Origin of the sequence: Lactobacillus rodentium (assembly GCF_003423665.1) — a bacterium.
GTDB lineage: Bacteria > Bacillota > Bacilli > Lactobacillales > Lactobacillaceae > Lactobacillus > Lactobacillus rodentium.
On the sequence record NZ_BFBY01000011.1, the window covers coordinates 4,848 to 30,215 of the forward strand.

Annotated in this window: 24 protein-coding genes and 1 other annotated feature; of the genes, 15 read left to right on the plus strand and 9 right to left on the minus strand. The window is 33.9% G+C overall.

The window, feature by feature from the left end; translation table 11 throughout:
• From LrDSM24759_RS06360 to LrDSM24759_RS06380, 5 genes are all read left to right on the plus strand, one after another.
• The coding region (locus LrDSM24759_RS06360; RefSeq protein ID WP_133297796.1) for an amino acid permease at positions 1-674 on the plus strand (674 nt) is incomplete at its 5' end.
• Between the two features lie 354 nt (positions 675-1,028).
• Entirely contained in the window at positions 1,029-1,796 is a 768-nt protein-coding gene (locus tag LrDSM24759_RS06365; RefSeq protein WP_117118657.1) for an ABC transporter ATP-binding protein, read from the plus strand.
• A gap of 2 nt (positions 1,797-1,798) precedes the next feature.
• Positions 1,799-2,536 (plus strand): ABC transporter permease, encoded by a 738-nt coding sequence (locus LrDSM24759_RS06370; RefSeq protein ID WP_117118658.1) that lies wholly within the window; start codon positions 1,799-1,801, stop codon positions 2,534-2,536.
• Positions 2,536-3,246, plus strand: coding sequence for an ABC transporter permease (locus tag LrDSM24759_RS06375; RefSeq protein WP_117118659.1), 711 nt, complete (start codon positions 2,536-2,538; stop codon positions 3,244-3,246). Before LrDSM24759_RS06370 ends, LrDSM24759_RS06375 begins: the two co-directional genes overlap by 1 nt.
• A gap of 144 nt (positions 3,247-3,390) precedes the next feature.
• Positions 3,391-4,095, plus strand: a complete 705-nt coding sequence (locus LrDSM24759_RS06380; protein WP_117118660.1) for a CPBP family intramembrane glutamic endopeptidase — start codon at positions 3,391-3,393, stop codon at positions 4,093-4,095.
• Positions 4,096-4,168: 73 nt separating this feature from the next.
• On the opposite strand, the gene asnA is transcribed toward LrDSM24759_RS06380, so the two are convergent.
• Positions 4,169-5,179, minus strand: coding sequence for an aspartate--ammonia ligase (asnA, locus tag LrDSM24759_RS06385; protein ID WP_117118661.1), 1,011 nt, complete (start codon positions 5,177-5,179; stop codon positions 4,169-4,171).
• Between the two features lie 59 nt (positions 5,180-5,238).
• Positions 5,239-5,484, minus strand: a binding site (T-box leader).
• 144 nt (positions 5,485-5,628) lie between these two features.
• On the opposite strand from asnA, the gene LrDSM24759_RS06390 reads away from it, so the two are divergent.
• Positions 5,629-6,549: a DMT family transporter gene (locus LrDSM24759_RS06390; RefSeq protein WP_117118662.1), complete on the plus strand. Its 921-nt coding sequence runs from the start codon at positions 5,629-5,631 to the stop codon at positions 6,547-6,549.
• 67 nt (positions 6,550-6,616) lie between these two features.
• Here the strand turns inward: LrDSM24759_RS06390 and LrDSM24759_RS06395 are convergent, their stop codons facing one another.
• The 5 genes from LrDSM24759_RS06395 to thiD form a co-directional block, all read right to left on the minus strand.
• Positions 6,617-8,068, minus strand: a complete 1,452-nt coding sequence (locus LrDSM24759_RS06395) for an SLAP domain-containing protein (RefSeq protein WP_117118663.1) — start codon at positions 8,066-8,068, stop codon at positions 6,617-6,619.
• 152 nt (positions 8,069-8,220) lie between these two features.
• Positions 8,221-8,781 carry a hypothetical protein gene (locus tag LrDSM24759_RS06400; protein ID WP_117118664.1) on the minus strand — a complete coding sequence of 187 codons (561 nt, stop codon included), beginning with the start codon at positions 8,779-8,781 and terminating at the stop codon, positions 8,221-8,223.
• Positions 8,782-8,968: 187 nt separating this feature from the next.
• Positions 8,969-9,808 (minus strand): Rgg/GadR/MutR family transcriptional regulator, encoded by an 840-nt coding sequence (locus LrDSM24759_RS06405; RefSeq protein WP_117118665.1) that lies wholly within the window; start codon positions 9,806-9,808, stop codon positions 8,969-8,971.
• Between the two features lie 264 nt (positions 9,809-10,072).
• On the minus strand, positions 10,073-10,741 hold the full coding sequence (locus LrDSM24759_RS06410; protein ID WP_117118666.1) for a type 1 glutamine amidotransferase: 669 nt from the start codon (positions 10,739-10,741) through the stop codon (positions 10,073-10,075).
• 85 nt (positions 10,742-10,826) lie between these two features.
• Entirely contained in the window at positions 10,827-11,666 is an 840-nt protein-coding gene (gene thiD / locus LrDSM24759_RS06415) for a bifunctional hydroxymethylpyrimidine kinase/phosphomethylpyrimidine kinase (RefSeq protein WP_117118667.1), read from the minus strand.
• Positions 11,667-11,816: 150 nt separating this feature from the next.
• On the opposite strand from thiD, the gene glpK reads away from it, so the two are divergent.
• Positions 11,817-13,310: a glycerol kinase GlpK gene (gene glpK / locus LrDSM24759_RS06420; RefSeq protein WP_117118668.1), complete on the plus strand. Its 1,494-nt coding sequence runs from the start codon at positions 11,817-11,819 to the stop codon at positions 13,308-13,310.
• A gap of 14 nt (positions 13,311-13,324) precedes the next feature.
• The gene (locus LrDSM24759_RS06425) at positions 13,325-14,104 is read left to right on the plus strand and encodes a tyrosine-protein phosphatase (protein ID WP_117118669.1); all 780 of its coding nucleotides are present in this window, start codon (positions 13,325-13,327) and stop codon (positions 14,102-14,104) included.
• 35 nt (positions 14,105-14,139) lie between these two features.
• On the opposite strand, the gene LrDSM24759_RS06430 is transcribed toward LrDSM24759_RS06425, so the two are convergent.
• The gene (locus LrDSM24759_RS06430; protein WP_117118670.1) at positions 14,140-15,129 is read right to left on the minus strand and encodes a LacI family DNA-binding transcriptional regulator; all 990 of its coding nucleotides are present in this window, start codon (positions 15,127-15,129) and stop codon (positions 14,140-14,142) included.
• Between the two features lie 10 nt (positions 15,130-15,139).
• Positions 15,140-16,597, minus strand: a complete 1,458-nt coding sequence (locus LrDSM24759_RS06435) for a sucrose-6-phosphate hydrolase (RefSeq protein ID WP_117118671.1) — start codon at positions 16,595-16,597, stop codon at positions 15,140-15,142.
• A 232-nt stretch (positions 16,598-16,829) separates the two neighbouring features.
• Here LrDSM24759_RS06435 and LrDSM24759_RS06440 point away from each other — a divergent pair, with 232 nt between their 5' ends.
• The 4 genes from LrDSM24759_RS06440 to LrDSM24759_RS06455 all read left to right on the plus strand — a co-directional run bounded on the left by LrDSM24759_RS06440 (position 16,830) and on the right by LrDSM24759_RS06455 (position 21,661).
• The gene (locus tag LrDSM24759_RS06440; RefSeq protein WP_117118672.1) at positions 16,830-18,779 is read left to right on the plus strand and encodes a sucrose-specific PTS transporter subunit IIBC; all 1,950 of its coding nucleotides are present in this window, start codon (positions 16,830-16,832) and stop codon (positions 18,777-18,779) included.
• A 122-nt stretch (positions 18,780-18,901) separates the two neighbouring features.
• A complete protein-coding gene (locus LrDSM24759_RS06445; RefSeq protein WP_245953351.1) occupies positions 18,902-20,473 on the plus strand; it encodes an Nramp family divalent metal transporter in 1,572 nt (523 codons plus the stop codon).
• Between the two features lie 2 nt (positions 20,474-20,475).
• Positions 20,476-21,108, plus strand: coding sequence for a hypothetical protein (locus LrDSM24759_RS06450; protein WP_117118674.1), 633 nt, complete (start codon positions 20,476-20,478; stop codon positions 21,106-21,108).
• 1 nt (position 21,109) lies between these two features.
• Positions 21,110-21,661 (plus strand): O-acetyl-ADP-ribose deacetylase, encoded by a 552-nt coding sequence (locus tag LrDSM24759_RS06455; RefSeq protein WP_117118675.1) that lies wholly within the window; start codon positions 21,110-21,112, stop codon positions 21,659-21,661.
• On the opposite strand, the gene LrDSM24759_RS06460 is transcribed toward LrDSM24759_RS06455, so the two are convergent.
• Positions 21,654-22,337 carry a gamma-glutamyl-gamma-aminobutyrate hydrolase family protein gene (locus LrDSM24759_RS06460; RefSeq protein ID WP_117118676.1) on the minus strand — a complete coding sequence of 228 codons (684 nt, stop codon included), beginning with the start codon at positions 22,335-22,337 and terminating at the stop codon, positions 21,654-21,656. The genes LrDSM24759_RS06455 and LrDSM24759_RS06460 overlap by 8 nt on opposite strands.
• A gap of 181 nt (positions 22,338-22,518) precedes the next feature.
• Between LrDSM24759_RS06460 and LrDSM24759_RS06465 the strand changes: the two genes are divergently transcribed.
• The 3 genes from LrDSM24759_RS06465 (at position 22,519) to LrDSM24759_RS06475 (ending at position 25,302) form a co-directional block, all read left to right on the plus strand.
• The gene (locus tag LrDSM24759_RS06465; protein ID WP_245953352.1) at positions 22,519-23,421 is read left to right on the plus strand and encodes a cytochrome C5; all 903 of its coding nucleotides are present in this window, start codon (positions 22,519-22,521) and stop codon (positions 23,419-23,421) included.
• A gap of 222 nt (positions 23,422-23,643) precedes the next feature.
• Positions 23,644-24,435, plus strand: coding sequence for a DUF4931 domain-containing protein (locus LrDSM24759_RS06470; RefSeq protein WP_117118678.1), 792 nt, complete (start codon positions 23,644-23,646; stop codon positions 24,433-24,435).
• An 81-nt stretch (positions 24,436-24,516) separates the two neighbouring features.
• Positions 24,517-25,302, plus strand: coding sequence for a serine hydrolase (locus LrDSM24759_RS06475; RefSeq protein WP_117118679.1), 786 nt, complete (start codon positions 24,517-24,519; stop codon positions 25,300-25,302).
• Positions 25,303-25,368 lie beyond the last annotated feature (66 nt).

Here is a 25,368-nt window from a genome sequence, read left to right on the forward strand (position 1 = left end):
CTATCTTGGTTATTGCTGTAGTTTATATTGGTGTAGTAGCAGTAGCAATGATTCTTAATCCAACTGCTTTAATGACTACTACTCAAGTTGTTGCTATTGCCGCAATCTTCAAGAATGAAATTTTACGTGATGTGATTTTAGTTGGTGCCTTAATTTCTATGTTTGGTATTAACGTTGCATCAAGCTTTAATGCTCCTCGTATTTTAGAAGCAATGGCTAGAGAAAAACAATTATCATCTAGCTTAACTAAGAGAACAAAGAATAATTTTCCAATTAGAACTTTCTTTGTTTCGGTAGCTCTAGCAATTTTAATTCCATTAGCATTTGAATATAATATGACTAATATTATTACTTTAAGTGCAATGGTACGATTCTTTGGCTTTATTGTGGTTCCTCTTGCAGTTATCCAATTCTTTAGAGGAAAGACCTCTGAGACCGTTTTAAAAGCTAAAAAGAATGTTTGGACAGATATAGTTGTTCCCGTAATTTCAATTTTACTAGTTATTTTCTTATTAGTTGAATATGATTGGAAGACACAATTTGGCGTGGTTAATGCTAGTGGTGTAGTTACTGGTGTTAACTGGTACGCAATTGCGATGATTATTTTTGGCTTTGTTATTTTACCAGTTATTATGTTTATTATTTCTAAGCTAGATAAAAAGACTGAAATATAAAAAATAATCAAAAATGTTATTTTATTAGACCAAATCGTAGTATAATGAAAAGTGTAATAGGTTTACTTTAATCTATTACTTGATACCGTTTTATGGTGTCTAATAATTTAATAAGCTTTGAGCTCTTGCGAATGCAAGAGCTTTTTTTGATGAATAAATGTTAGCTAATAAATTATGTAGTAGAAAAAGCTTATTAAAATATATTGACAACAAGTAGATATACTCTTAGTATATTTTAATAAACAAATATAATTTTAATTTTAAAAATGGAGAAGCTTATGATTGCAATTGAATTATTAAAAAATAAAGTTAGAAATCAATTTAATAGAAAGAATTTATTTTATAGGATAAAAAATGACGAATATATTATTAGAAGCTAAAAATATTAAGCGTGACTTTAAGGATAAAGATAGAGTTTTTCACGCAGTAAAAGATATCAGTTTTGATTTACATGAAGGAGAAGTTATTTCTTTTATTGGGCCTAATGGTGCAGGAAAAACAACTCTTTTAAAATCTATTTCCAATTATTTAGTTCCAACGAGTGGCAATATTGAAGTGATGGGAATCAATCTTCTCAAACAACCACGTAAGGCAAGAAGAAAAATGGGTGTTGTCTTCGGTGGTGATCGTGGCTTTTACAATAATGCGACTGCTAGAGAGAATTTACGATTTTTTGGAAGATTACTAGATGTTAAAGAAAAAGAATTAAAACAAAATGTAGAAGAGGCGTTAGAAACTGTAGAATTGGCTAATGTTGGTGATAAAAAAGCCGGTACTTTTTCTAAAGGGATGCTGCAAAGATTACATATTGCTCGTGGTTTAGTTAATAATCCAAAAATATTAATGCTTGATGAACCAACTGCAGGATTGGATGTAGAAGCAGTTTATGAGATTCGAGCACTTGTTAAAAAGTTAAAGCAACAAGGTCATGGGATTATTTTAACTAGTCATGATATGGCAGATATTGAGAACTTAACGGATAGGATTTTTCTGATTGGTGGAGGAGAAATTCATTTCAGTGGTGATATCGGTGCTTTAAAGAAATTTGCAAAAGTTGATCAAGATGAAAGTCTGGAAAAAACTTATTTGCAAGTTGCGGATCAATTAAAACGGAGAGATTAATTATGAAAAAATTTCTTCATTTAATTGGTTTTCAAGTAAAAGAATATGTAAAAAATACATATTTTGTAAATTTAGTTCTGATTCAGACCACTATGATGATGTTGTATGAATATTTAGCTCATTACGTTCATCATAATTACTCAGGACAAGAATGGCTAATAGCTGGTGTCATTGGCTTATGGGCTTCATGCACTACTAGTGGTGGAGCATTAGGGTTTCAAAGATTTCAAGGCACTTTGCCTCATCTCTTAAATGGTGCTTTACCACCCTTTGAAGTTTTACTGGCTACTCTGGCACCAGCTGCTATTTATGGTTTGGTTGCTTTTCCTTTAGCTGCTTTAGAAGCACTTATTTTAGGGATGCCAATAAACTATTTAAGTTGGGAACTTTTACTCGGTATTGTGGTCTTATGGTTTACAGCAACAGTACTTAGTTATGTAGTAAGTTTGATTTTTGTTTTATCAAAGCATGCAATGCAATATGAGGAGTTATTGTTATTGCCAATCTTACTCTTATCGGGATTTTTAACTATTCCACCAGTTTTATTACCTTATTTAGAACCTTTGCAGTTATTAAGTCCTTTGACTTTACCAATTCAAATTATTTACCATCAAACGGTTAAACCAATAACAATTATTTTTTATTTCTTGATCATCATCTTGTTTATTTTAAGTGCATTGAAAATGACTAATGTAATAGTGCAAAGAGCAATTAAAGAGAATAGGTTGGAGATCTTTTAATGAAAAATTATCGTGTAACTTTTAAATCAATTGGAAATTTTGATAGTGTTCCTACTATCTTAGTAACTTATTTAATTTTACCGATCATATCCTTGATCATGTTATTGCTAATTGCTTTTAGTGGTAACCAAGATTATACGCGAATTTTACTTGGTAGTTTAATGGATACGGGAATTGCGACTATTATTGGAATAATCGTTGGTAGTTTTGTAATGGATCAAAATTTAGGCGTAAGTGATGAAGTAATTTCAATTAGACCCAAATTTAGGAATTATTGGCTTCCTAAAATATTAATTTCTTTTGGGGTAATGATAGTTGAAGTTATCTTGTTAATGTTAATTGGCCTAGGATTTTTACATCAATTCAATTTGTTACCAAAAGTATTAATTTCTTTAGTATTTTTTGGGCCAATAGCAATTATTTTAGGTTATATTTCGGCAATTGCTGGAAGAGGGAAAGAAAACCCTTATTGGCTTTCTAATTTTTTGATTGGAGCTATTATAATTTTGTCAGGAGTAATTATTCCTGTAGCTCAATATCCTTTATGGCTGCGAATAATAGCTGACTTATTTCCAATGAGTAATATTTTAAATTGGATTCAATTAGGAAGTTATATAAATCAAGAATTATTAATTGTAGTAGTTAAGTTGCTAGCTTGGTATTTAGCGGCAATTGCCTTTAATAAAATTCAAGAAAATAGATTAAGATAAAAGAAAAATCACGTATTTTAAGTAATCTAATAGGTGATTCTTTGGAATAATTTCAAGGGAACTCAACTTTTGTTGAGTTCCTTTTTTGTATTTTTAATCGGGGGGGTAGAATAGAAGTGGAAGAAATGCTATTAGGAGGATTTTATGAAAGTAATAAAAAATATATTTAAATGGATTGGATTAGCCATTTGGTTGTTCCTTATATTTGCTTTTATGCAAGTGCCTTCTGTAGAAAGTACACCACTTTTTTCAATAGATAGTCAGAAGCAATTTTATGAGGCCTTTAAACAGGTAAATTTGTTCCATAACATATTAATGATGATCATTTTTACTGTTGTTACATTTATTATGGAATGGCTTGCATGTATTTGGTTAAAAAACAAATTAGTTTTTTCAAAAAAGATAGTATTAAAATATATACTCTTAGCATTAGGAGCAGGCATATTTGGATTTGTTCTGGATTTAATAAATATGGGTTCCGTTTTTTCTAATGCGAATAAGCCAGATGTATTCATTGAAACTTTAAAAACACCAATGGCAATACCTTTAATACTAACTTTAGTTTTAATTGCACCAACATTGGAAGAATTACTTTTTCAGGGGGCAATCCAAAAAGGTGTTTTTAGGAAGTTAAATCCGTGGCTTGCCATTATTCTAACTGCAATTGTTTTTGCAGGTGCTCATGATATAACTTTAAATAAAGCCTTTCTTGATAGATTTTTATCGGGAATAGCTTTTGGTTATGTTTATCAAAAAACTGATGACATTAAAATGGCAATCTTGGCCCATAGTATAACCAATCTTTTGCCGTTAATAATAGCTTGTGCTCAGGCGTGGAACTTGATGTAGATAAGAGAAAGTTCTATCCATATAAAAAATCACGTATTACATTTTGTAGTACGTGATTTTTCTTTATGTTAAATTAAAGTAACTTAATATTATTAGCCTCGCAAGCTTCAACCATTTCTTCTGGCCAAATACTTGCCTGAACTTCACCAATATGTGCCTTACCTAAAAGCAACATACATAAACGTGATTGACCAATTCCACCACCGATAGTGTAAGGAAGCTCACCGTTTAGGAGCATTTGGTGGAAAGGAAGATCCAATCTTTCTTCAGCATGTGCCTTCTTTAATTGACTGCGTAAGCTTTCTTCGCTTACACGGATACCCATTGAAGAAATTTCAAGTTTACGTTGTAATGGTTCATACCAGAAAATTAAATCACCATTTAATTCCCAATCATCATAATCAGGTGCACGTCCGTCATGTGGTTGACCACTACGTTTTAATTTATCACCAATTTTCATTAAAAAGACTGCTTTTTCTTCTTGGGCAATACGATCTTCGCGTTCTTCTGGAGTAAGTTCTGGCCAGCGATCTTCTAGTTCTTGGGTAGTGACAAATGAAACATGGCCAGGTAAATGGTAAGTTGAGCTAGGATAACGACTTGCCACAACCTTTTCAGTGTTCTTAATGGCCTTGAAAATTTGGTTAACCGTTACTTCTAGAGTATTTAAATTTCTTTCGGTTTTACCAATAATCTTTTCCCAATCCCATTGATCAACATAAATTGAGTGGAAGTTGTCTAAATCTTCGTCACGGCGAATGGCATTCATATTGGTATAAAGACCCTCATGCATTCTAAAACCATATTTTTTAAGGGCAAGTCGTTTCCATTTAGCTAATGAATGAACGATTTCAATTTCTGCATCAGGCATGGCCTTCATATCAAAAGAAACCGGACGTTCCACACCATTTAAGTTGTCATTAAGACCAGTAGCTTTATCTACAAATAAAGGAGCTGACATTCTTTGCACATTTAATTGGGATGCTAATTCTGCTTGAAAAGTATCTCTTATACATACAATAGCTGCTTCAGTATCGCGAATAGTTAATGTTGGTTGGTAGTCTCTGGGTAAAATTAAACTCATTATTTTTTCTCCTTAAATTAAAAATTTGAGAGAAAAGAAAAGCCCTTCGCTCCCGAATAGTTCAGGACGAAAGGCTTTTTCCGCGGTACCACCTAAATTGCCTAGCAAATAACTAGACCGACTTAATAGAATACAATCATATTCTACCGGCTAGGTAACGTACCGGTGACGACTTCGCTTACTTTAAAATATTTCGGCGAGCTGCTAAAGAAGTGTTTTTCGATAAGTTAGGGTCTACTAGTTTTTCACTATCACTAGTTCACTGAAAGAATAACTTATTTACTCGTCTTCCTTATTGCATTTGAAATTGGATATTTATTGCTTATATTAAAGCCCATTTAAATAAAAAAATCAATAGTTAATATAACAAATTATTTTTAATACTTGGTTGAGTTTAATGAAAATTTTTTGTTAAGATTAGGAGTAATGATTTTAAAGGACTGAAATAAATGAAGAATAAAAAACGATTATGGACTTTCTTAGCCGCATTGGCATGTGTGTTCTGGGGAATTTCTGGACTTTTTGCTAAAGGTCTTTTTAATATTAGCTCACAAATTACTCCAATTTGGATTTCTCAAGTAAGAATGATTGTGAGTGGAGTTTTACTTTTAATTTTTGCGCAAGTTACTGGAAAGAAACCAATGAAGACAGTAACTAATAAAAAAGATGCAATCACAGTCTTTTCTTATGGCTTATTAGGATTATTACCAGTACAGTTTTGCTACTTTGTGGTAGTACAACAAGCTAATGCTTCAATCGCAACAATTTTACAATTTGTTGGACCATTTTTTGTCATGATTTACATGGTGATCTTTGAACATCAGGTTTTGCGTAAACTTGATGTTTTAGCAGCGATTGTTGCTTTTGTGGGGGTTTTCTTCTTAGCTACTCACGGGCATTTTAATGAACTTTCTTTATCGCCAAGTATTTTATTTTGGGGATTCTTATCAGCTGTAGGAGTTGCTACCAATACTTTAATTCCAAGACGGTTACTGGATCATACTTCAAGTATTGTAGTAACTGGGTGGGGGCTACTTTCCGCCGGAATTGCTTTATTTATCGCTCATCCTGTTTGGCCACAATTACCAGCTAATATGAATATTTTCTGGTTAATGTTAGGAGTAATAGTAATTGGTACTTTAATACCATTCCAATGGATGATGGGCGCTTTGCGTTATATTCAACCGTCAACTGCAACTTTATTAGATGCATTTGAACCAGTTTCAGCAACTATAGGTTCCGTAATTATTTTTGGTTTAGTAATGGCGCCAATTGATTGGATAGGCTCAGTAATGATCATCTTGGCGGTTCTCGCCTTAAGTTGGCAACCCAATGAAGCAAAACAATTAAAAGAAGAACAAAAAGAATAAATTTGAGAAATAAAAAAATCTGAAAGCTCAGTTAAGCTTTCAGATTTTTTTGATTAAATTATATTTTCTATTGGTTAAGAAATTGGGCTTTAAGATATTTAGTTTGTACCCAACCAGTTTGATCAGTTACTACATCAGTTACTTTGGTCCATTGATGGTCATCAGTAATTGCTAAAACATTTAAGAAGGTACCAGTCTTAAAGTATTTACCAGTAGTGTGACCATTTGGAGCACTCCAACTAGCAATACCATAACCAGGTTTATAATTTACAGATGCAAAGGAGAAAGCAAGGTCAGTAACACCGTCATTTGCTGCTTTAGTAGCAGAAGTGATTTTAGCGTATTGGCCGTCGATCCATTGATTACCACCTAAGTTATACCAAGTATGACCATTAACGGTAGTAGTACCAAAGAATTTCCAAGCAGAACCAGTCTTTAAGTACTTACCGGCAATAATGTTGCTACCTGGTTGAGACCATACTGCAATTCCATAGCCAGGGCGGTAATTAATACGAAGAGAACCTGTAATATTATTTACTGTTGCTGAAGAATTAGTAGTAGTTTTAGTGGTTTGAGAATTAGTTGAAGGGGTAGTTGAATAGTTAGTATCACTAGCCAAAATCCATTGGTTACCACCTAAATTAATCCATAAAGTACCATTATCAGCAGTCTTAAAGGCCTTCCATTGGGAATTATTAGTTAAGACACGAGTAGTTTTGGCAGAATTATCTGGTTTAGTGTAGACAACTGCACCATTTTTACTGGTAACTTTAACAATAGTATTGATTGCCTTAGTTGATGTTTCAGTAGTTTTGTTAGTGTCTGTCTTTGTAGTTGTTGTCTTATCAGAGGATTTATTTGTATTCGTTGAAGTATTACCAACAAGGTCACTAGCTAAAACGTATTGCTTACCACCTAAGTTGTACCAAACTTGACCATTCACCTCGATACGACTAAAGGCTTGCCAGCGTGAATCTTTAGTCAAAGTACGGGATGTTTTAGCAGTGCTGGTAGTATCTGAATAAACAGGGGCACCATTAGCACCAACAGTAACTACTTCTTTAACTGAAGTAACTTTAGCTGCCTTTGAACTTTCGGTAGCAGGTTTTTGGGTATTGGTTTTAGTAGTGTTACTTGTTTCTTTAGTAGTGGTATTAGTTGCAGGAGTGGTAGTGGTTGAAGTAGTAACTGGAGTTACATATTGACCATCAATCCAGCCAGAGCCGTCAGCTAATAAGTACCAAGTTTTTCCATTAACTACTTGACTGCCACTTACTTTAACTTCAGTTTGACCCGGTACAAACTTACCAGTAGTTTTACCGGTTGGGGTTGACCAGACAGCAACACCAAAGTTGGCGTTGTAGTTAATTTTTACAGTTTCGGTCTTAGCTTGGAAGACATTTGTTTGTTGGGTAGTTTGAGTGTTACTAGTATCAGCAGCATGAGCTGGAGTTGCAACTGCAGTTAAAGCTAATGCACAAATTCCAGCACTTAAAGCTAATGATTTTTGAATTTTCATAATTTTATACCTTCTCCAATAATTAATTAAGATTTTTTACATACCTAGTGTACATGCTAATGGTAAAAATAGATATGCTTTTTTGTTAAAAATAGGTGAAATTATTAAATATTTAATTTTTATAAAGGGTCAGAGGAGACAAACACGGTTAATTAGTTTACTGAAACGTCAGTTGCATAGACCCATTGGTTACCACCTAAGTTATAAGCAGGAACACCATTATTGATCGTAGCAAATATTTTCCATCTTGAACCATGACGTAGAATACGATTAGTGGCAACCGCTTTTGTTCCACCAGCTACACTAACATTGCGATAGATTCTAGCTCCACGTGCAGCTGTTACAGTTGCTACGGAACGATTAGAAACAATCGGAGCTTGGCGTCCAATAGCTGGATCTTGGTTAAAGTTTACATATTTACCAGGAATCCATTGATTACCACCCAGATTGTACCAACTTTGACCATCGGCAGTTTGGACAACTTTAAAGTAGCGCCATGAGCTGTGAGTTGGTAAATATTTGTGAATAGGGTGCTGACCTGGATGAGACCACACAACGATAGGAGTGTGGTAAGTAACGGTAGCGATGCCTTGTAATTGGTAAGTTTGAGTAATTGTGGTGGCTGGAGTTGCTGCGTGTGTGGTAGTGTTAGAAGCTACGGTACTAATACTTGTTGCAACTAAGCCAGCACTTAAAAATGTTGTAAATTTCATTTTTATCCTCCGTGATTAATGATTTAAATAATTACAGCAAAATTATGCCAGATTATTTAAATGACAAAGTGATTTATTGCAAAAATGAAATAAGAAAATAAAAAAAGAAGAAAAATGAGGCTAAAAAGCGCGAATTTTCTTCTTTTTTTGTAAAAATAATATTTTTTATTGCAAAAATGCAAATAACTTAATTTTCTAATTTAACTCTTTTATATGCTTCTTCAAACATTTGAGTCATCGAATTCATTTCTAATATATTTAAGGTTGATAAGAGTTTTGTAAGAAAAGTTGAATCACCAGTTAATTTATAGTGTAAAAGTTGGTTTAAAAATTGTCTACGAACAATTATGTACATTGAGTACTTGGTAAGTTGAATATTATTTAATTTATCCAATAATAATTTTGCGTGATCAGGAGAAAAATAAATAAGTATTTGTGCTGCATTTAGTAGGGTATCTATAGTATCAATAAAATATTCAAATCCACCTTTTTTAATTTCTAGAAGATTATTAATAATTAATGATGCAAAACCATAGATATTCTTAGGTGGCAGTAGCATAAGCGAATTTCCAAAGTTAACAATATAATAATGACTCCAATAGTTCACCTTTGAAAATGCGTCAATCAACTCCTCAAGATAATTATGAGGAAATATATTTTTAGAAGTTAGATTTAAATAAAAGGAACAAGCAGTTGCTGCGTTCAAAAGATCATCTTGTTGGTGAGATGTATGATAAATTTTTATCCACTTTAAACCTAGTTGTCGCAATTCAAGATCACTGTTGGCATTAAGAGCTTTATTTACTTGGTCAACAAAGGGAGTATGAGGTGTAATAATAGTAATAGATATAAACTCTAGCAGGGAAAAATGAATATTATTTAAAAGTTCAATCATTTGTTCAAATTTAATATTAGTTTGTCCATTTTCCCAACGAGATAATGTAGATACAGTTGTGATATTCTCTGCAGCTGTTGCCAAAGAAATATTTTGCTCTTTTCGAAGTTCTTTAAATTTTTCTCCAAACATATATAAGAAAGGGTCCTTTCCATATGAAAAAGTTAAAATTTTTTAGTTTATGTTTTATTAGCATTTTTGGATTACAACTATGGCGAGATATGACAGGCATAGGTGCAAGTAAACTTATCTACCTTCCACCTACAATTCATACTACACATATAGATCATCATCCTTATAATTACAACGATAAAAATTAAAACATAATTATATATTGAACATCAACTTATAATTATAAATAAAAAGCTTCTCATTTGAGAAGCTTTTTTGTTCTATCTAAGCATTTACACGTTCTTCATGTCTTTGAAGAATCATTTTTACAATTGCATTTGCTACATTAACATTTTTAAGTAAAGGGCCATGAGAATAAGAACCAATCAAGTTCTTATAACGAAGTCCTTCTTCTTTGTCTTGGGGATTATTACCGTAACCCTCAATCATTTGTCCAAAGGGATGTAACTTATTAGTATCATCAAAATAAGTTTGTCCTGAGTGGTTTTCAAAAGCAGTTACTTCTCCCCATTCGGTCATATACTTAGTATCACCAATCATTCTCTTATCTGATTTAAAGATAGTATGAAGTGGTAAAATACCTAGTCCCTTGATAGTTACGCCTGAATTAGTTTTATAGTAATCACCCATTAGTTGGTAGCCACCACAGATGCATAACATTGGATTACCATTATTTACATAATTTTCAATTGTATTTTTATGACGGATTAAATCTTTAGCAACAACTGTTTGTTCAAAGTCTTGACCTCCACCAAAAAAGACAAAATCATAATCATCTGCATCGAATTCATGGTCAAGAGAAATATTATCTACTTGGGTTTCGTAATTTTTCTTTTTGAGTAAATATTTTAATACTTTAACATCCCCTGAGTCACCATAGGTGTTCATAAGGTCTTCGTATAAGTAGGCAATTTTAATTACGTTATCGGCCATTTATTTATCAATCCTTCAATTTGTTCTTGATAGAAGTATAACTCAAAAAGATGTGTTAACTCAAAGAACTTTAGTATTACTTAATTTAATTGTTTTGTTGACCCTTTTCTTCATAGTCTTTTTGGGCAGCACCATGATTAATTGGTCCATATAAACTGCCAACTTTAATTGGGTGAGAAATAGCATAGTAAGTAAAATCTTTAGCAATTTCTACTGCCCTTTTGATGTCATTACCCTTGGCTAATTCAGCTGTAATTGCTGCAGATAAGGTATCACCAGTACCATTAATACGGTTAGTTTCAAAATAAGGCTTACTTAACCAAATTTCACTACTATCTTCTAAAAGTAAGTAGTCACGCACTTCAGCTTCATCACCAGTGTGTTTACCTTTAATCAAAACATTTTTAGCACCCATATTTTGTAAGATTTGTGCTGCCTGACGAATATCATCATCTGTATTAAGTTCTATTTCAGATAATTTTTGAGCTTCATAAAAGTTAGGTGTAATGATTGTTGCTAAGGGAACTAGTTCATCTAAGAAAGTTTGATAAGCTTCGTCTTCTAACAAAGTAGCACCATGTTTCGTAATAATTACTGGATCAATTACGATATTTGGCATCTTAAATTTTTTAAGATTTTCTGCTACTGCATGAATTACATCTTTGCTGCCTAACATCCCTGTTTTGCTTGCTTTAATTACATAATCATCATTTAAAACTTGAAATTGACGATTGATAAAATCAACGGGCATTAATTCCTGGGCAAAAATCCCCTTTGAATTGCCGGCAACAGCTGAAGTAAGTAATCCTAAACCGTAAACACCTAAAGCATAAAAAGTGTGCAGATCCGCTGGCATCCCAGCGCTACCATCACTATCATTACCTGCAATTGTTAAAGCTTCAGCGTGTTCTTCTAATTCAGTCATCAAAACATCTCCTCACAGTGTCTTTATACTAAAACAATTATAAAGCATTAGAGTTTACTAGGAAAATAAAATGCAATTTAGGCAGTCTTAATTTAAATTTTTCACTGAATCAGTCATAATAAAAATAAAAAGATAAGAAAAGAGATAAAGATGCAATCATATGTTATGGCATTAGATGAAGGAACTACTTCTACGCGTGCACTGATTTTTGACCATCAAGGACACAAAATTACGGAAGCACAACAAGAATTTAAACAATATTTTCCTCATCCAGGATGGGTTGAACATGACCCTGAAGAAATTTGGCAAGCAGTTCAATCAACGATTGCACAAGCATTTATTAACTCTAGTTTACGTCCAGATCAAATTATATCAATTGGTATCTCTAATCAACGTGAAACGACAGTTATCTGGGATAGAGAAACAGGGGAGCCAATCTACAATGCAATAGTGTGGCAGTCTCGTCAAACAAACGAATTGGCAGCCGACTTAATAAATAAAGGGTATAAAGAGTTGGTAAGGCGGAAAACGGGATTAATTATAGATCCATACTTCTCTGCAACAAAAATCAGGTGGATTTTGGATCATGTTCCAGGTAGCCAAAAAAGAGCAGAAAAGGGTGAGCTATTATTTGGCACAATTGATAGTTGGTTAATATGGAAATTGACCGGTGGCAAGGTTCATGCGACTGATTATACTAATGCATCACGGACGATGCTTTTTAATATTCATCAACTTCAGTGGGATAAAGATATTTTAAAAATTTTGAATATTCCTTTGAATATGTTGCCAGAAGTGAAATCTAACTCTGAAATTTATGGTTATACTTTACCTTATCACTTCTTTGGTGGAAAAATTCCAATAGCCGGAGTGGCTGGCGACCAACAAGCAGCTCTAATTGGACAAATGGGGTTAGAACCAGGAACAGTCAAGAATACTTATGGTACAGGGTCATTTATTGTCATGAATACTGGTACTGAGCCTACTACTTCAAATCATAATTTATTGACCACTATTGCTTATTACTTGGATAATAAGGTTACCTATGCTTTAGAAGGTTCGATCTTTGTTGCTGGCAGTGCAATTCAATGGTTACGAGATTCACTACAATTGCTAGATCAAGCTGAAGATTCGGAACAGGCGGCTTTAAGCTCTAAATCCCACAATGAAATTTATGTAGTTCCTGCTTTTACTGGCTTAGGGGCGCCATATTGGGATTCGGAGGCACGCGGAGCGATTTTTGGTATCACTCGTGGTACCAATCGTAATGATCTCATTAAAGCTACCTTGCAATCGCTTGCTTATCAAACTCGAGATGTAGTAGATACCATGCAAGCTGATTCAAAAATAAATATAAAAACCCTGCGTGTTGATGGTGGTGCTAGTAGAAATAACTACCTTTTACAGTTTCAATCAGACATTTTAAATACAACCATTGAACGGGCCAAGACGGCAGAAACAACCGCCTTGGGAGTGGCTTTTCTTGCAGGATTGGCTACTGGTTTTTGGAAAGATAAAGCTGAAATTGAGAAAATTTTTCATGTAGGTAAGAGTTTTACACCGCAAATGACTATAAGTGAGCGGGATCACTTATATCAGGGATGGAAATGTGCCGTTAAGGCTACCAAGATGTTTAAAAATTAAAAGGATGATAAAAATTGACTGATAATAAGCGTTTAATTACATTCGATGGCACAGTAAACTTTAGAGATATTGGCGGTTATCGAGGATTAAATGGAAAGAAAACTAAGTGGCATAAAATTTATCGTTCTGATTCTTTAAGTTCTCTGAGTGATAATGACCAAAAGCGATTAACTCAAATGGAAGTAACAGTTGATTGTGATTTACGTTCTAGCCATGAACAAGCAATTGCGCCTGATAAACTTTGGCCAGGAGTTAAGGTGCTTGATTGTCACGTATATGCCGAAAATCCCCAAGGAGATTTAATTGAAGAAGATCACCCACTTTATAAGTTTTTGCACCGGATACCTAAGATGAAAGGCTATTTGGGACAGATTTATCAAAATGTCCTTTTAAGTAAAGAAGGACAAGCTGCCTTTAAAAAGGTTTTTCAGCAATTACTTACTTTACCAGAAAACCAGGCTTTGGTTTATCATTGTAGTGCCGGTAAGGATCGGACGGGAATGATAACGGCATTAATTTTAACTGGGCTAGGAGTAGATGATGAAACAATTGCTCAGGACTATTTATTAACCAATCAGTTATATCCTTTTGGATTGAGAAAGAAAATACCTAGCGATTCTGAGATGATAAATCTAGTTAATCAGATGAATGTGACCGCCGGTGAAGGTCGGGCTATTAAAGGGATTACGACAACTTTACGAGAGGGATTTGGTGGTTTTGAAACTTACTTTACTAAAATTTTAGGCTTTACTAAGCAGGATTTAGAAAAATTCAGAAAGCTATATTTAGCATAAAAAATGCGAACACATTGAAGTGTTCGCATTTTTATTTACTGATGACTGCTTGATTTACGTCGAAGTAATTCTACAGGTAAAGTATATGTATCTTGTGTTAAAGGCTCATGAGGATGGGCAATTCGCTCTTCTAATAACTTTACTAGTAGCTGTGCAATTGCTTGTGTAGGCTGAACAATAGTTGATAGGTCAGGTCGTAAAGTACGGACGACTTGACTACCATCAAAACCAATTATTTTTAAATCTTGTGGTACAGACAAACTTAGACGCTCAGCAACAGTAAGACAAAGACTAGCAGTAAGATCATCACTAGCAACGATTCCATCTACTACTTTAGTGCTTAAAAGATTTTGGATCGCCATTTCTTTGATTTCAGCTTTTTCGCCGGATGAAATCGGTTGAACTCGGGGCTCGAGCCCTAATTGTTTTATTTTGTTTTTGTATCCTTGAAGACGTCTATCAGTCGGCTGCCCAGTTACAGTAGCCGTCCCAACAAAATAAATTTTTCGAGCGCCATTATCATAAAGTTCTTGAGTTGCTAATTCGCCACCTAAGTAATTATCAGAACTTACAATAGGAATATTATCTGATAATTTTCTATCGAAAGAAACAATGGGTAGTCCAGTTTCTTGATATTCTGCAATCTCTAAATTATGAGCTCCAGCAATAATTCCATCTACCTTATTTGCGGTCAACATTTGTAAATATGAACGTTCTTTTTCAATTTTTTCTTCAGCGTTACAAAGTATAGTTTTATATCCGGCAGTAAATAACTGATTTTCTATTTTAGAAACTAATTCTCCGAAAAATGGATTAGAAACAGTCGGAAAAATAAGTCCAACTAACTGAGTCTTTTTCCCTTGCAAGGAACGTGCGGCCGAATTCGGTTGGTAGTGCAATTCTGCCATTGCTTGAAATACTTTTTTACGTGTTTTTTCACTTATGTAACCATAGTTATTTATTACTCGGGAGACTGTTGTAGGAGAACAGCCTGCTTTGCGAGCAACATCAATTAATTTTGTCACAGTTATCACCTTACAAAATTGATTTCATTTTCCATAATATCCCATTAACCTGAGTGCCAGCCGTAAAGCCAATAGTTTGATCCCCTTCATTAGCAAAGAAACGTAAGGTAGCAACATGTTCACCATCATTGACAAAAATTTCGCATAAAGAATGGTCGACAAAGATATCTAAGTCTAAATCTTCAGTTTTATTAAGAGGAATAGTTCGCCTGGTACCATAATCGGAATTAACTAGAGGATTACTTTGGCCACGATCAATAATCAGTTTAGCGTCAGTTCCAGTGTCAAAATCAAGAATTAAGCCATTAGTCAGATCTTGATTAGCATTTAAATGAAGTTGCCCTTTTTGGCCTTTTTTAATAATCAATTTTACTTCATATTGGTTACCTGTTTGCATGCCACTGGTAATTTCTTGTTTATCATAGCGTAAAGATTCAATTGCTTTAACAGGATGTTGATAAAGCTTATTATGTTTAATCTCTAAGCGCTTAACCTGACTATACATATTTGCCCAACCTTCATTATCGCTTGGATAGCTTAAATCAGGTAAACCAACCCATGAAACTGCATAAGCATTACCATCGGGAGCATTAAATGCTTGCGTAGCATAGACATCAAAACCTTCATCTAAGTTTAATGGACTAGACTGGTTGGTTTTAAATTCAGCCTTACTTAGGTCAACTTGATCACCAATAATATACATGTTGGGATAAATGTTGTCATAATGAACAACAGACTTATCAATACCTTGAGGGCAGAAAATTAAAACTGGTTTTTGATCGACAAAGACTAAATTAGGACATTCAATCATGTAACCCATATCTTTATCAGTGAAATGTAAATAACCATCTTCATGCCAATTATGTAGATCGTTAGAAGCAAAAACATCTATTTGACCAGTTTTAGTCTTTTTATCTTGTGCACCGACTAAAACAAAATATTGACCTTCATGCTCAAAAAGCTGAGGATCACGAAAATGTTCAGTTACATGGTCAGGTTGAGGAATTAAATCTTCATCCCACTTATGAAAGTGTCCCTTCTGATCCATTTCATCAATTAATTGATAAGGAATACGAGTCCAGTCAGGATCACGGTGGTTACCAGTGTACATTAATAATAAGTTACCATTGTGAACAAAACCAGAGCCCGAATAGGCGCCCGCATTATCTTTATCAGTATCAGGATTAATTGCCTGTCCGCGGTATTGCCAATGTACTAGATCTGGAGAAGTGAAGTGGATCCAAGACTTTAAGCCATGTACCGGACCAAAAGGATATGCCTGACAAAATAAGTGATATTCACCATTATAGTAAGAAAAGCCGTTGGGATCGTTGATTAAGCCACTAATTGGATGAATATGATAATGAGTAATCGTTTTCGAGTTAGCAGCCTTGGTCTGTAATTCTAATAACTCTTGGGCACCCCAATCTTGATATTTTTTATATCTCTTTTCTCTTGTCCAAGTCATATTAAAACTCCTTATATTTAACTATGTAAACGCTATCTTGGTTTCATATTAGTTAAAATTCCTTCCTATGTCAAACGAATAACATAAATGCACGTCTACTTAGTAAAGGTCTATTATTTATTAAAAAAATATATGATAAGCGCTTGACATATTTTTTGAATACGCTATCATAGTGCTTGTAATAAAGAATTAAGCGTTTACATATAAAAATAATTATATAAGGAGGACAAGCATGGACCATAAAAAGGTTGCACAAGTTGTAATTGAAGCAGTGGGAAAAGATAATTTAGTGGCTGCTGCTCACTGTGCTACACGTTTGCGTTTGGTATTGAAAGATGATGAAAAAGTAAATACTAAGCTCCTTGATAGTGATCCTGATGTTAAAGGTACTTTTAAGACAAATGGACAGTATCAAATTATTATTGGACCCGGGGATGTTAATAATGTTTATGATGAATTAATTAAAATGACTGGGCTCCAAGAATTATCAACTGATGATTTGAAGAAAGTTTCAGAAAAGAATAAAAAGACTAATCCGATAATGGCCTTCATTAAACTATTATCAGATATCTTTGTACCAATTATTCCAGCTTTAGTTGCCGGTGGTTTATTGATGGCCTTGAATAACTTCCTAACTTCACCAGGATTATTCGGACCTAAAGCTTTAACTAAGATGTATCCAGTAATTGCTGGACCATCACAAATTATTCAAGTAATGTCAGCTGCACCATTTATTTTTATGCCGATTCTAGTAGGTATTTCTGCTGCTAAGAGGTTCGGAGCTAACCGCTTCTTGGGTGCAACTATTGGTATGATTATGACAACGCCTGATTTAGGTGGAGCTGATAAATATTGGGATATTTTTGGCTTGCATGTAGCCCAAACTAGCTATGTTTACCAAGTTATTCCAGTTTTAGTTGCTGTTTGGGTATTGGCATTCTTAGAAAAGAGATTCCACAAGTGGTTACCATCAGCATTTGATTTCACTTTTACACCACTTCTTTCTGTCTTTATTACTGGTTTTTTAACTTTCCTAATTATTGGACCAGTATTTAAAGGCGTTTCAGATGCGATTACTAATGCGATTGTCTGGTTATACAACACTACTGGTGCCTTTGGAATGGGTGTCTTTGGTTTGACTTATTCAGCCATTGTTACTACTGGATTGCACCAAAGTTTCCCGGCTGTAGAAACACAATTAATTGCCGCCTATGCCCAAGGCAAAGGAGCTGGTGACTTTATCTTCGTTACTGCATGTATGGCCAATATTGCACAAGGTGCTGCAACCTTTGCAATTTACTTCTTAACTAAAGACAAAAAGGTTAAGGGATTGGCTTCATCATCAGGTGTTTCAGCCTTACTAGGAATTACTGAACCAGCCTTATTCGGTGTTAACTTGAAGTACAAGTTCCCATTCTTCTGTGCCTTAATTGGTTCAGGGATAGCTGCTGCTTTTGCCGGCTTTATGCATGTTACCGCTGCTTCATTAGGTTCTGGTGGCCTTCTTGGCTTCTTATCAATTGTGCCTAAGACTATTCCAATGTGGGCTGTATCAGCTTTAATTAGTTTTGCAGTTACCTTTATCTTAACTTATGTTTATGGTAAAGCTCACTTTAAAGAAGAAGTGGTTCCAGAATCTGCTACAGTTGAATCAGCTGGTGATGCAGTTGCTAAGCAAGAAAAGGCAGAAAAACAAATTGCCCAGGATGAAAAATTACATGATGAAATTATTGCTGCACCAGTTTCTGGTGAGGCAGAATCATTAAAGGATGTAAATGATCCAGTATTTTCAACTGAAGCGATGGGTCGTGGTGCTGCTATTGTACCGGACGCAACTGATGGCACAATTTATGCTCCGGTCAGCGGGACAATTAGTGTTGCCTATGAAACTAAACATGCCTACGGAATTCAATCTGACAAAGGTGCCGAAGTATTGATTCATGTTGGTATTGATACAGTTAACCTTAAGGGTAAACACTTCACCAGTGAGGTTAAACAAGGTGACCATGTTGAAAAGGGACAAAAGCTTGGAACTGCTGATATTAACGCAATTGTTTCTGAAGGGTATGACCCCACAGTAATGGTTGTTGTTACAAATACGCCAAATTATGCTAATGTTCAAAGAGTAGATGGCGAGAACAAGCAACATGGTGATGATTTGATTGCTACAACTAAACGTTAATCGGCAAAGGACTCGCTTAAGCGGGTCTTTTATTTTAAATCAATCTATTATTAATTTTTAAATTTTCTGATAAGTGCACTAGAATAAAAAGAGAAAGTTATAAAAATTAAGGAAGCATCCTTGTGGAAAAGCATTTATTTAATCATACTAATGGAAAATCACTTTCAGAAGTTAATAATAGTATCGAAGTTCCTAAAAGAGCAGGCTTTTGGAAATTACTCTGGGCCTATACCGGTCCTGGCGCTCTGGTAGCGGTAGGTTATATGGATCCAGGAAATTGGGCTACTTCAATTACTGGTGGGCAAAGTTTTCATTATGAGTTAATGTCAACGATCCTAATTTCTAGTTTGATGGCAATGTTATTGCAATATATGGCTGCAAAATTAGGGATTGTCACACAAACGGACTTAGCACAAGCAATTAGAATGAGAACAGGCCGGCCGTTAGGAATTGTACTGTGGATCATTACAGAACTAGCAATAATGGCTACAGATATAGCTGAAGTGATTGGCGCTGCTATTGCTTTGAATTTACTTTTTAATATTCCGATGGTTCCAGCAGTAGTAATTACTGTTTTTGATGTCTTGGTTTTATTATTATTAACTAAAGTAGGATTTAGAAAAATTGAGGCAATTGTATCCTGTTTGATTTTAGTGATTTTAATTGTTTTTGCCTATGAGGTGGCACTGGCTCGAGTCAATTGGCAGCAGGCTTTTGTAGGTCTACTCCCTACAAGTAAAATTATTCAAAGAAGTCCAGTAATTGGTGGAATTTCTCCTTTAACTGGAAGCTTAGGAATTATTGGTGCTACTGTTATGCCCCATAATTTATATTTACATTCTGCTATCTCACAAACTAGAAAGACTAATCACAATGATTTGAATGCAATTCGACAAACAGTAAAATTTACAACGATTGATTCTAATATTCAATTAACTTTAGCCTTCATTGTAAATGCCTTATTATTAATAATGGGTGCGGCAGTATTCAAGGTAGGCGCAGTAAAAGATTCGTCATTCTTCGGGCTTTATCATGCCTTGAATAATACTCAGATGTTAACCAATCCAATCTTAGCAGGTGTGGCTAGATCAGGAATATTATCAACTTTATTTGCAGTTGCGCTCTTAGCATCTGGTCAGAATTCAACCATCACTGGTACTTTAACTGGACAAGTAATCATGGAAGGCTATATTCACTTAAAGATGCCACTGTGGGCACGCCGGTTACTTACGCGTGGTTTGTCAGTTATTCCGGTGCTTTTATGTGTTGCCTTTACTGTTAATGGTAGTGTAGCGCAGCAACATTTTGCTTTGAATATGTTGATGGAACATTCACAAGTGTTTTTAGCCTTTGCTTTACCATTTTCGGTTTTACCTTTATTAATAATGACTAATAATAAAGCAGAAATGGGAGAATTTAAAAATAAACCTATTTGGCAAATTTTAGGTTGGGGAAGTGCTTTGATTTTAACTTTTCTCAATCTTTATAATTTACCGGCTACTTTTGTATCATTTAATTTTATGCCAGTGGCAATTGCTAAATTAATTGCTTACATAGTGATTGCTTTAATTAGTTTTTTATTATTATGGACATGTATTGAAATTTATCTAGGTGATCGTAAAATAAAACTTAATCATACTGGTTTTGAAGCTAAAGAAGAACAAATAATTAAAAATGAGGAAAAAGAGGGATAAAGATGGTAGAAAAGATTTGGTATCAAGGTTCAATTGATGATGGACTTACACTTAATGATGTGAAAGAGTTAGGAGTAGATGGTATATATCTTACTCATAATTTAAAAAATCAAGATGAAATAGGTAAGCAAGCTAGGAAGCTGGGATTAGAGGTTAGAGATGAAGATGAATTGCCTTTTAATCAGGAACTAACCCAAGTTGTATTAACTGAGTTGACTAACCCTGCTATTCCAGATGTAGGTTTTCCTGAAAAAATTCACAAATTACTAAATACTGATGAAGTAAATGGGTTATTAAATCCTAGTGAAGAAGATCAATTATTACAAATGCAGGCACTTGCCTTGATGGCTCTTTTACCAGGTCAATTAGTGATTCCAGCTAATTTGATAAATGAAAAAGATTCACAGAATTGGCGTCAAATTCAAAAATTAATTACATTAAGAAAAGCGCAAAATAATCTTCCAAGTAGAATTAATATTACTGAAAATAATTTAATTGAACTGCAAAAAGATAAACTAACAGGTTACTTTAATACGAGTTCGGCTGCACTTGGCTTTAATTCAGTAAGTAGCTGGATTCAAAATTATTTAGTAGGTCAACTTTTACCTAAAGGTGTAGTTATTAGGGAAAATTAAGATGTTAGAAATAATTCAAGCAGATATTACTAAGATTAAGGCTGATGCGATCGTCAATGCGGCAAATAAATCATTGCTGGGTGGCGGTGGTGTAGATGGTGCAATCCATGCCGCAGCTGGACCGAATTTACTTGAAGAGTGTCGTCAACTTCATGGTTGTGAGACTGGGGAAGCAAAAATAACTAAGGGTTACAACTTACCAGCAAATTATATTATCCATACTGTAGGCCCAATATATCGGTTTCACAATAAGGAGGAAAATGCTAAGTTACTAGCAAATTGTTACCGTAATAGTTTGGATTTAGCACGGAAATTTAGCCTTAAGAGCATTGCTTTTTCCTGTATTTCAACAGGAGTTTACGGCTATCCTAAACAGCTCGCTGCTGAAATTGCGGTAAAAACGGTACGCGATTGGCTAAAAAATAATCGTTATCAGATAAAAGTTATTTTTTGTGTTTTTGATAAGGATAATAAAGAAATTTATCAAAGTTTAATTCAAAGTAAAAAGCTCTCGTTTAAGAGAGCTTTTTACTTTGAATTAGTGATTATTTAATTTGGTCAAAGAAGGTAGTAAAAATTTTTTCTTGATTAGGATCATTGTTTAAGAGGTCTGGACGCCACTGAATTCCTTGCATCAAATTATCATTAGAGGCAATAGCCTCGATAATACCATCGGGTGCACTAGCAACAATATTAAAGTTATCGGCTATATTTTTGATTGCTTGATGGTGATAACTATTTACATAGGGATGATTACCAATAATTTGAGCCAGTCTGCTTTCAGGGGTGATATTAACATGGTGAGCAGGTTGAGATAAAGGACTGGCTTGTAAATGCTGGATACCAGCTCCAGAATTTTGACCATAAATATCTTGAAAAAGAGATCCACCAAAAGCCACATTTAATATTTGCATCCCACGCCCAATGCCTAAAATTGGTAAATTTGCTTCGTGACTTGCTTTAATTAAATTTATTTCATATTGGTCACGGTGGGGATCAGTAGTTTTTAATTCAGGCAATGGTTCTTCATTATAAAATACAGGAGTAATATCATCACCATCAGTTAAGATTAAGGCATCAAAATCCGCTTGTGGTTCAGGCATAGTTTTTAAACTAACTGGTGCCAGCACAATGGGTAAAAATCCATTCTTTGCTACTGTGTCAATTATTGCACGATCGATTGTTAGTTTATCGTTTTTGATACCAGCTGTTAAAGCAATTTTTTTCATTAAATCAGCTCTCCTTTATATTCAATTAACCTGATAAACGCTGCCATAATTCTAGCATATCTTTTTATAAGCATGGAACTTTAAAGATAGTTTAAATTATGACAAATTAATTTACGTATCCGCTAAATTTGAGGATAATATGCTAGCATTGAAGGAGAATAATAAGTAGGAGATGATAATTGTGCATAATTTCAATTCTGCTCCAAAAAAGACTCAACCAGAAAGAGCAAAAGATAAAAATACAAAATTAACCAGAGAACAATATCGCAAGCGGGTTGAAAAAGATAGTAAAACTAACATTTGGGATTTAGCTTTAGATCGTCCTTATATATCTGTTGGTGTTATCGTCTTGGGTCTTCTTTTTATTATGACAAAATGGTGGTTAGGAGTAGTGATTCTACTTTTAGTTGCTATTGCTGGAATTGGTATAATTTCTTATAGTAAAACCCCATCCAAAACTTTAAGTTTAGAGTTTAGACTAGGAGGTTCACGAAAGTTAAATGCTTTAAAAGCGCTCCAATTTGGTGCAGCCATGGTAATGTTTTTATCTACTTATATGCGCCAAGTAGTGGTGATTAATTTTCAAAGTGCCGGTGCTCAAGATAGCTTAAAGATCATTCAAGGTGCAGCAGCTCAGACAAATAATGCTTATGCTACACAAGGAGCTAATGCCTTAGGAGTTTTGGATAATTTAATGAATGGCTCACTCTGGGGAACTTATCGTTATGCGACTAATAGTGCACAATTTATGAATGATCCAAACGGTAAATGGATTATGATTTGGACTTTTTTATTAATGCTCGCTCCAGCATTTTGCGTAATAGGGCAATTCTTTAGAGAGCCCTATTCAAGACGAACTATGTTAGTTTCTTCAGGGATTGCAATGGTTTTATTCATTTTAACTCCCTTATTAATTACTCGTTGGGGCAATCTTTATGGCCAAAATCATCAAATGAATCAAGTCCAGGTTCAGCAAATGTTTAGTATGGGTTATATGGCATACCCAGCAATTTTATGTGCAATTATAGTTTTTGTGATCTCCGTATATCGAAGTCTTAAAAAAGATAATTTTAATCATGATTAAGCATTGATATATTAGGGTTATTCTTATACAATCTTGAATATGGAAATGCTGCTTGACTAAGCAGCATTTTTTGTTAATAAAAAACCCTTTCAGAACGAACTGAAAGGGTAAAGTTAAGGAAAGCTACAAAAATTTTATGAAAGCGTTTCAATCACTTTCTATATTATATTTTAACCCATCATAGCTTGTTGTCAATTTTAAAGTTTGAAAGGAGAGATTGGAATGAAAAATGATCCATTAGTTTTCAAGTTGGCTACCGCCAAAAATAAGCCTTCCAGTTTTAGAAAAGATAAAGATTCCACCTGTCCTTTTTGTGATGTTGCCAGTTTAAAAGATATTTATCTACAAGATGGTGATCTAATCTGGCTACACAATCGTTTTCCAACTTTAAAAGATACACTTCAAACTGTTTTAATTGAATCAGCTGATCATGATGGTGATATCAGTAACTACAGTATTGACCATAATCGAAAATTAATTAAATTTGCTCTTAAATGTTTTGATAAAGTGGTTAAAAGTAATAAATATCAATCAGTTCTTTGGTATAAAAACTATGGTCCCTTATCTGGTGGCTCCTTGGTGCATCCGCATATGCAAATTGTTGGTTTAGAACATGAAAATGGTTATAAATATATCCAAGAGAACAATTTTACTGGTGTACCCGTATATGAAGATAAATTAGTTGAAGTTAATTTCGCGCTTCATCCAATTCAGGGTTATCAAGAAATTAATGTCAATATTAAAAATCTTAAAGAAGAAAATGCTCTTAATGAATGGGCAGACTCAATTCAAAAGTCTATTCAATATACTTTGAGAGAAATGTATCAAGGACGTTGTACATCATATAATTTGTTTTTTTATCCTTATCAAAAAAATGATAAGCACCAAATATGTGCTAAAATAATCCCACGATTTAATGCTCCACCTTATTTTGTAGGATACAAATTATCGCAACGAAATGATAAAATGACTTTAGAGACAGAAGCAAAGAGGTTGTTTAATCTTTTTTCTTAATAAAATATCTAAAAATATAATATCAAGTGTTATAATATTATTAGATCAAAAATAGCTAAGTATAGTAAGGGATTGAAACCAATGTTAAAAGATGAATTAGAAGCTTTAATTCCAGAAAAAGATGTAGATACTGGAATAATGTTATGTTATGGCGATGATATCCTTTTCAAGCATAATGCTGATAAGGCATTTTCGGCTGCTGGTTTTATTGATTTAGGAATTGCAGCTTATTTAGAAGATCAATGGAAACAAAATCCAGCAATTTTAGATGAAACTTTAGAAGTGACTGAACTATCTAGAGTTAGAGGTACAGGAATAATTAGTAAATTAAGTCAAAGTAAGTGGTCGATTCGCGATCTACTTTACTTAATGATGGCAATTGGCGATAATGCGGCCAGTAATTTACTAATTGAAAGATTTGATATTTATGAAATTGATGAATGGTTGAAGAAGAACCAGCCAGGAATGCGCTTAGGTAGAGAATTTATGCGTTATTCTCCAACAGGTCAGGATAATGAGGTAACTGCTGAAAGTGTAATGAAATTATTAGATCATTTTATGACTAGTAAGAATCCTTTTAGTGAAATTGTAAGATCTGGATTAGAAAATCATTCAACTTTGTTTAATTTATTGGCTTTAGAAAATACCGAACTACCTACTTTTAACAAAATGAGTCAATTTTCTCATCTTATTCATGAAGCAAGTGCCTTAAGAACTCAAAAGGGTCCTTTAAGTGTGGTAGTTTTAACTGAATTTAAAAAGAATAAAAGTGATGATATCAAATTTTTACAAAACTTTGGTAAAACCCTATATGCCAAAGTTTCAATGCCACAGTTACCAAAAACTGGATTAACAAAGCATAAATAAACTTTAAAAGACTGTTTTGAAAAGAAACAGTCTTTTTTTGTATGATAATTAAAGTGAAGCATTAAG

Bases quoted from the DNA above. Each gene is read 5' to 3' on its own strand.
- LrDSM24759_RS06365 (WP_117118657.1), top strand. From the start codon at position 1,029: ATGACGAATATATTATTAGAAGCTAAAAATATTAAGCGTGACTTTAAG.
- LrDSM24759_RS06370 (WP_117118658.1), top strand. From the start codon at position 1,799: ATGAAAAAATTTCTTCATTTAATTGGTTTTCAAGTAAAAGAATATGTA.
- LrDSM24759_RS06375 (WP_117118659.1), top strand. From the start codon at position 2,536: ATGAAAAATTATCGTGTAACTTTTAAATCAATTGGAAATTTTGATAGT.
- LrDSM24759_RS06380 (WP_117118660.1), top strand. From the start codon at position 3,391: ATGAAAGTAATAAAAAATATATTTAAATGGATTGGATTAGCCATTTGG.
- asnA (WP_117118661.1), bottom strand. From the start codon at position 5,179: ATGAGTTTAATTTTACCCAGAGACTACCAACCAACATTAACTATTCGC.
- LrDSM24759_RS06390 (WP_117118662.1), top strand. From the start codon at position 5,629: ATGAAGAATAAAAAACGATTATGGACTTTCTTAGCCGCATTGGCATGT.
- LrDSM24759_RS06395 (WP_117118663.1), bottom strand. From the start codon at position 8,068: ATGAAAATTCAAAAATCATTAGCTTTAAGTGCTGGAATTTGTGCATTA.
- LrDSM24759_RS06400 (WP_117118664.1), bottom strand. From the start codon at position 8,781: ATGAAATTTACAACATTTTTAAGTGCTGGCTTAGTTGCAACAAGTATT.
- LrDSM24759_RS06405 (WP_117118665.1), bottom strand. From the start codon at position 9,808: ATGTTTGGAGAAAAATTTAAAGAACTTCGAAAAGAGCAAAATATTTCT.
- LrDSM24759_RS06410 (WP_117118666.1), bottom strand. From the start codon at position 10,741: ATGGCCGATAACGTAATTAAAATTGCCTACTTATACGAAGACCTTATG.
- thiD (WP_117118667.1), bottom strand. From the start codon at position 11,666: ATGACTGAATTAGAAGAACACGCTGAAGCTTTAACAATTGCAGGTAAT.
- glpK (WP_117118668.1), top strand. From the start codon at position 11,817: ATGCAATCATATGTTATGGCATTAGATGAAGGAACTACTTCTACGCGT.
- LrDSM24759_RS06435 (WP_117118671.1), bottom strand. From the start codon at position 16,597: ATGACTTGGACAAGAGAAAAGAGATATAAAAAATATCAAGATTGGGGT.
- LrDSM24759_RS06440 (WP_117118672.1), top strand. From the start codon at position 16,830: ATGGACCATAAAAAGGTTGCACAAGTTGTAATTGAAGCAGTGGGAAAA.
- LrDSM24759_RS06450 (WP_117118674.1), top strand. From the start codon at position 20,476: ATGGTAGAAAAGATTTGGTATCAAGGTTCAATTGATGATGGACTTACA.
- LrDSM24759_RS06455 (WP_117118675.1), top strand. From the start codon at position 21,110: ATGTTAGAAATAATTCAAGCAGATATTACTAAGATTAAGGCTGATGCG.
- LrDSM24759_RS06460 (WP_117118676.1), bottom strand. From the start codon at position 22,337: ATGAAAAAAATTGCTTTAACAGCTGGTATCAAAAACGATAAACTAACA.
- LrDSM24759_RS06470 (WP_117118678.1), top strand. From the start codon at position 23,644: ATGAAAAATGATCCATTAGTTTTCAAGTTGGCTACCGCCAAAAATAAG.
- LrDSM24759_RS06475 (WP_117118679.1), top strand. From the start codon at position 24,517: ATGTTAAAAGATGAATTAGAAGCTTTAATTCCAGAAAAAGATGTAGAT.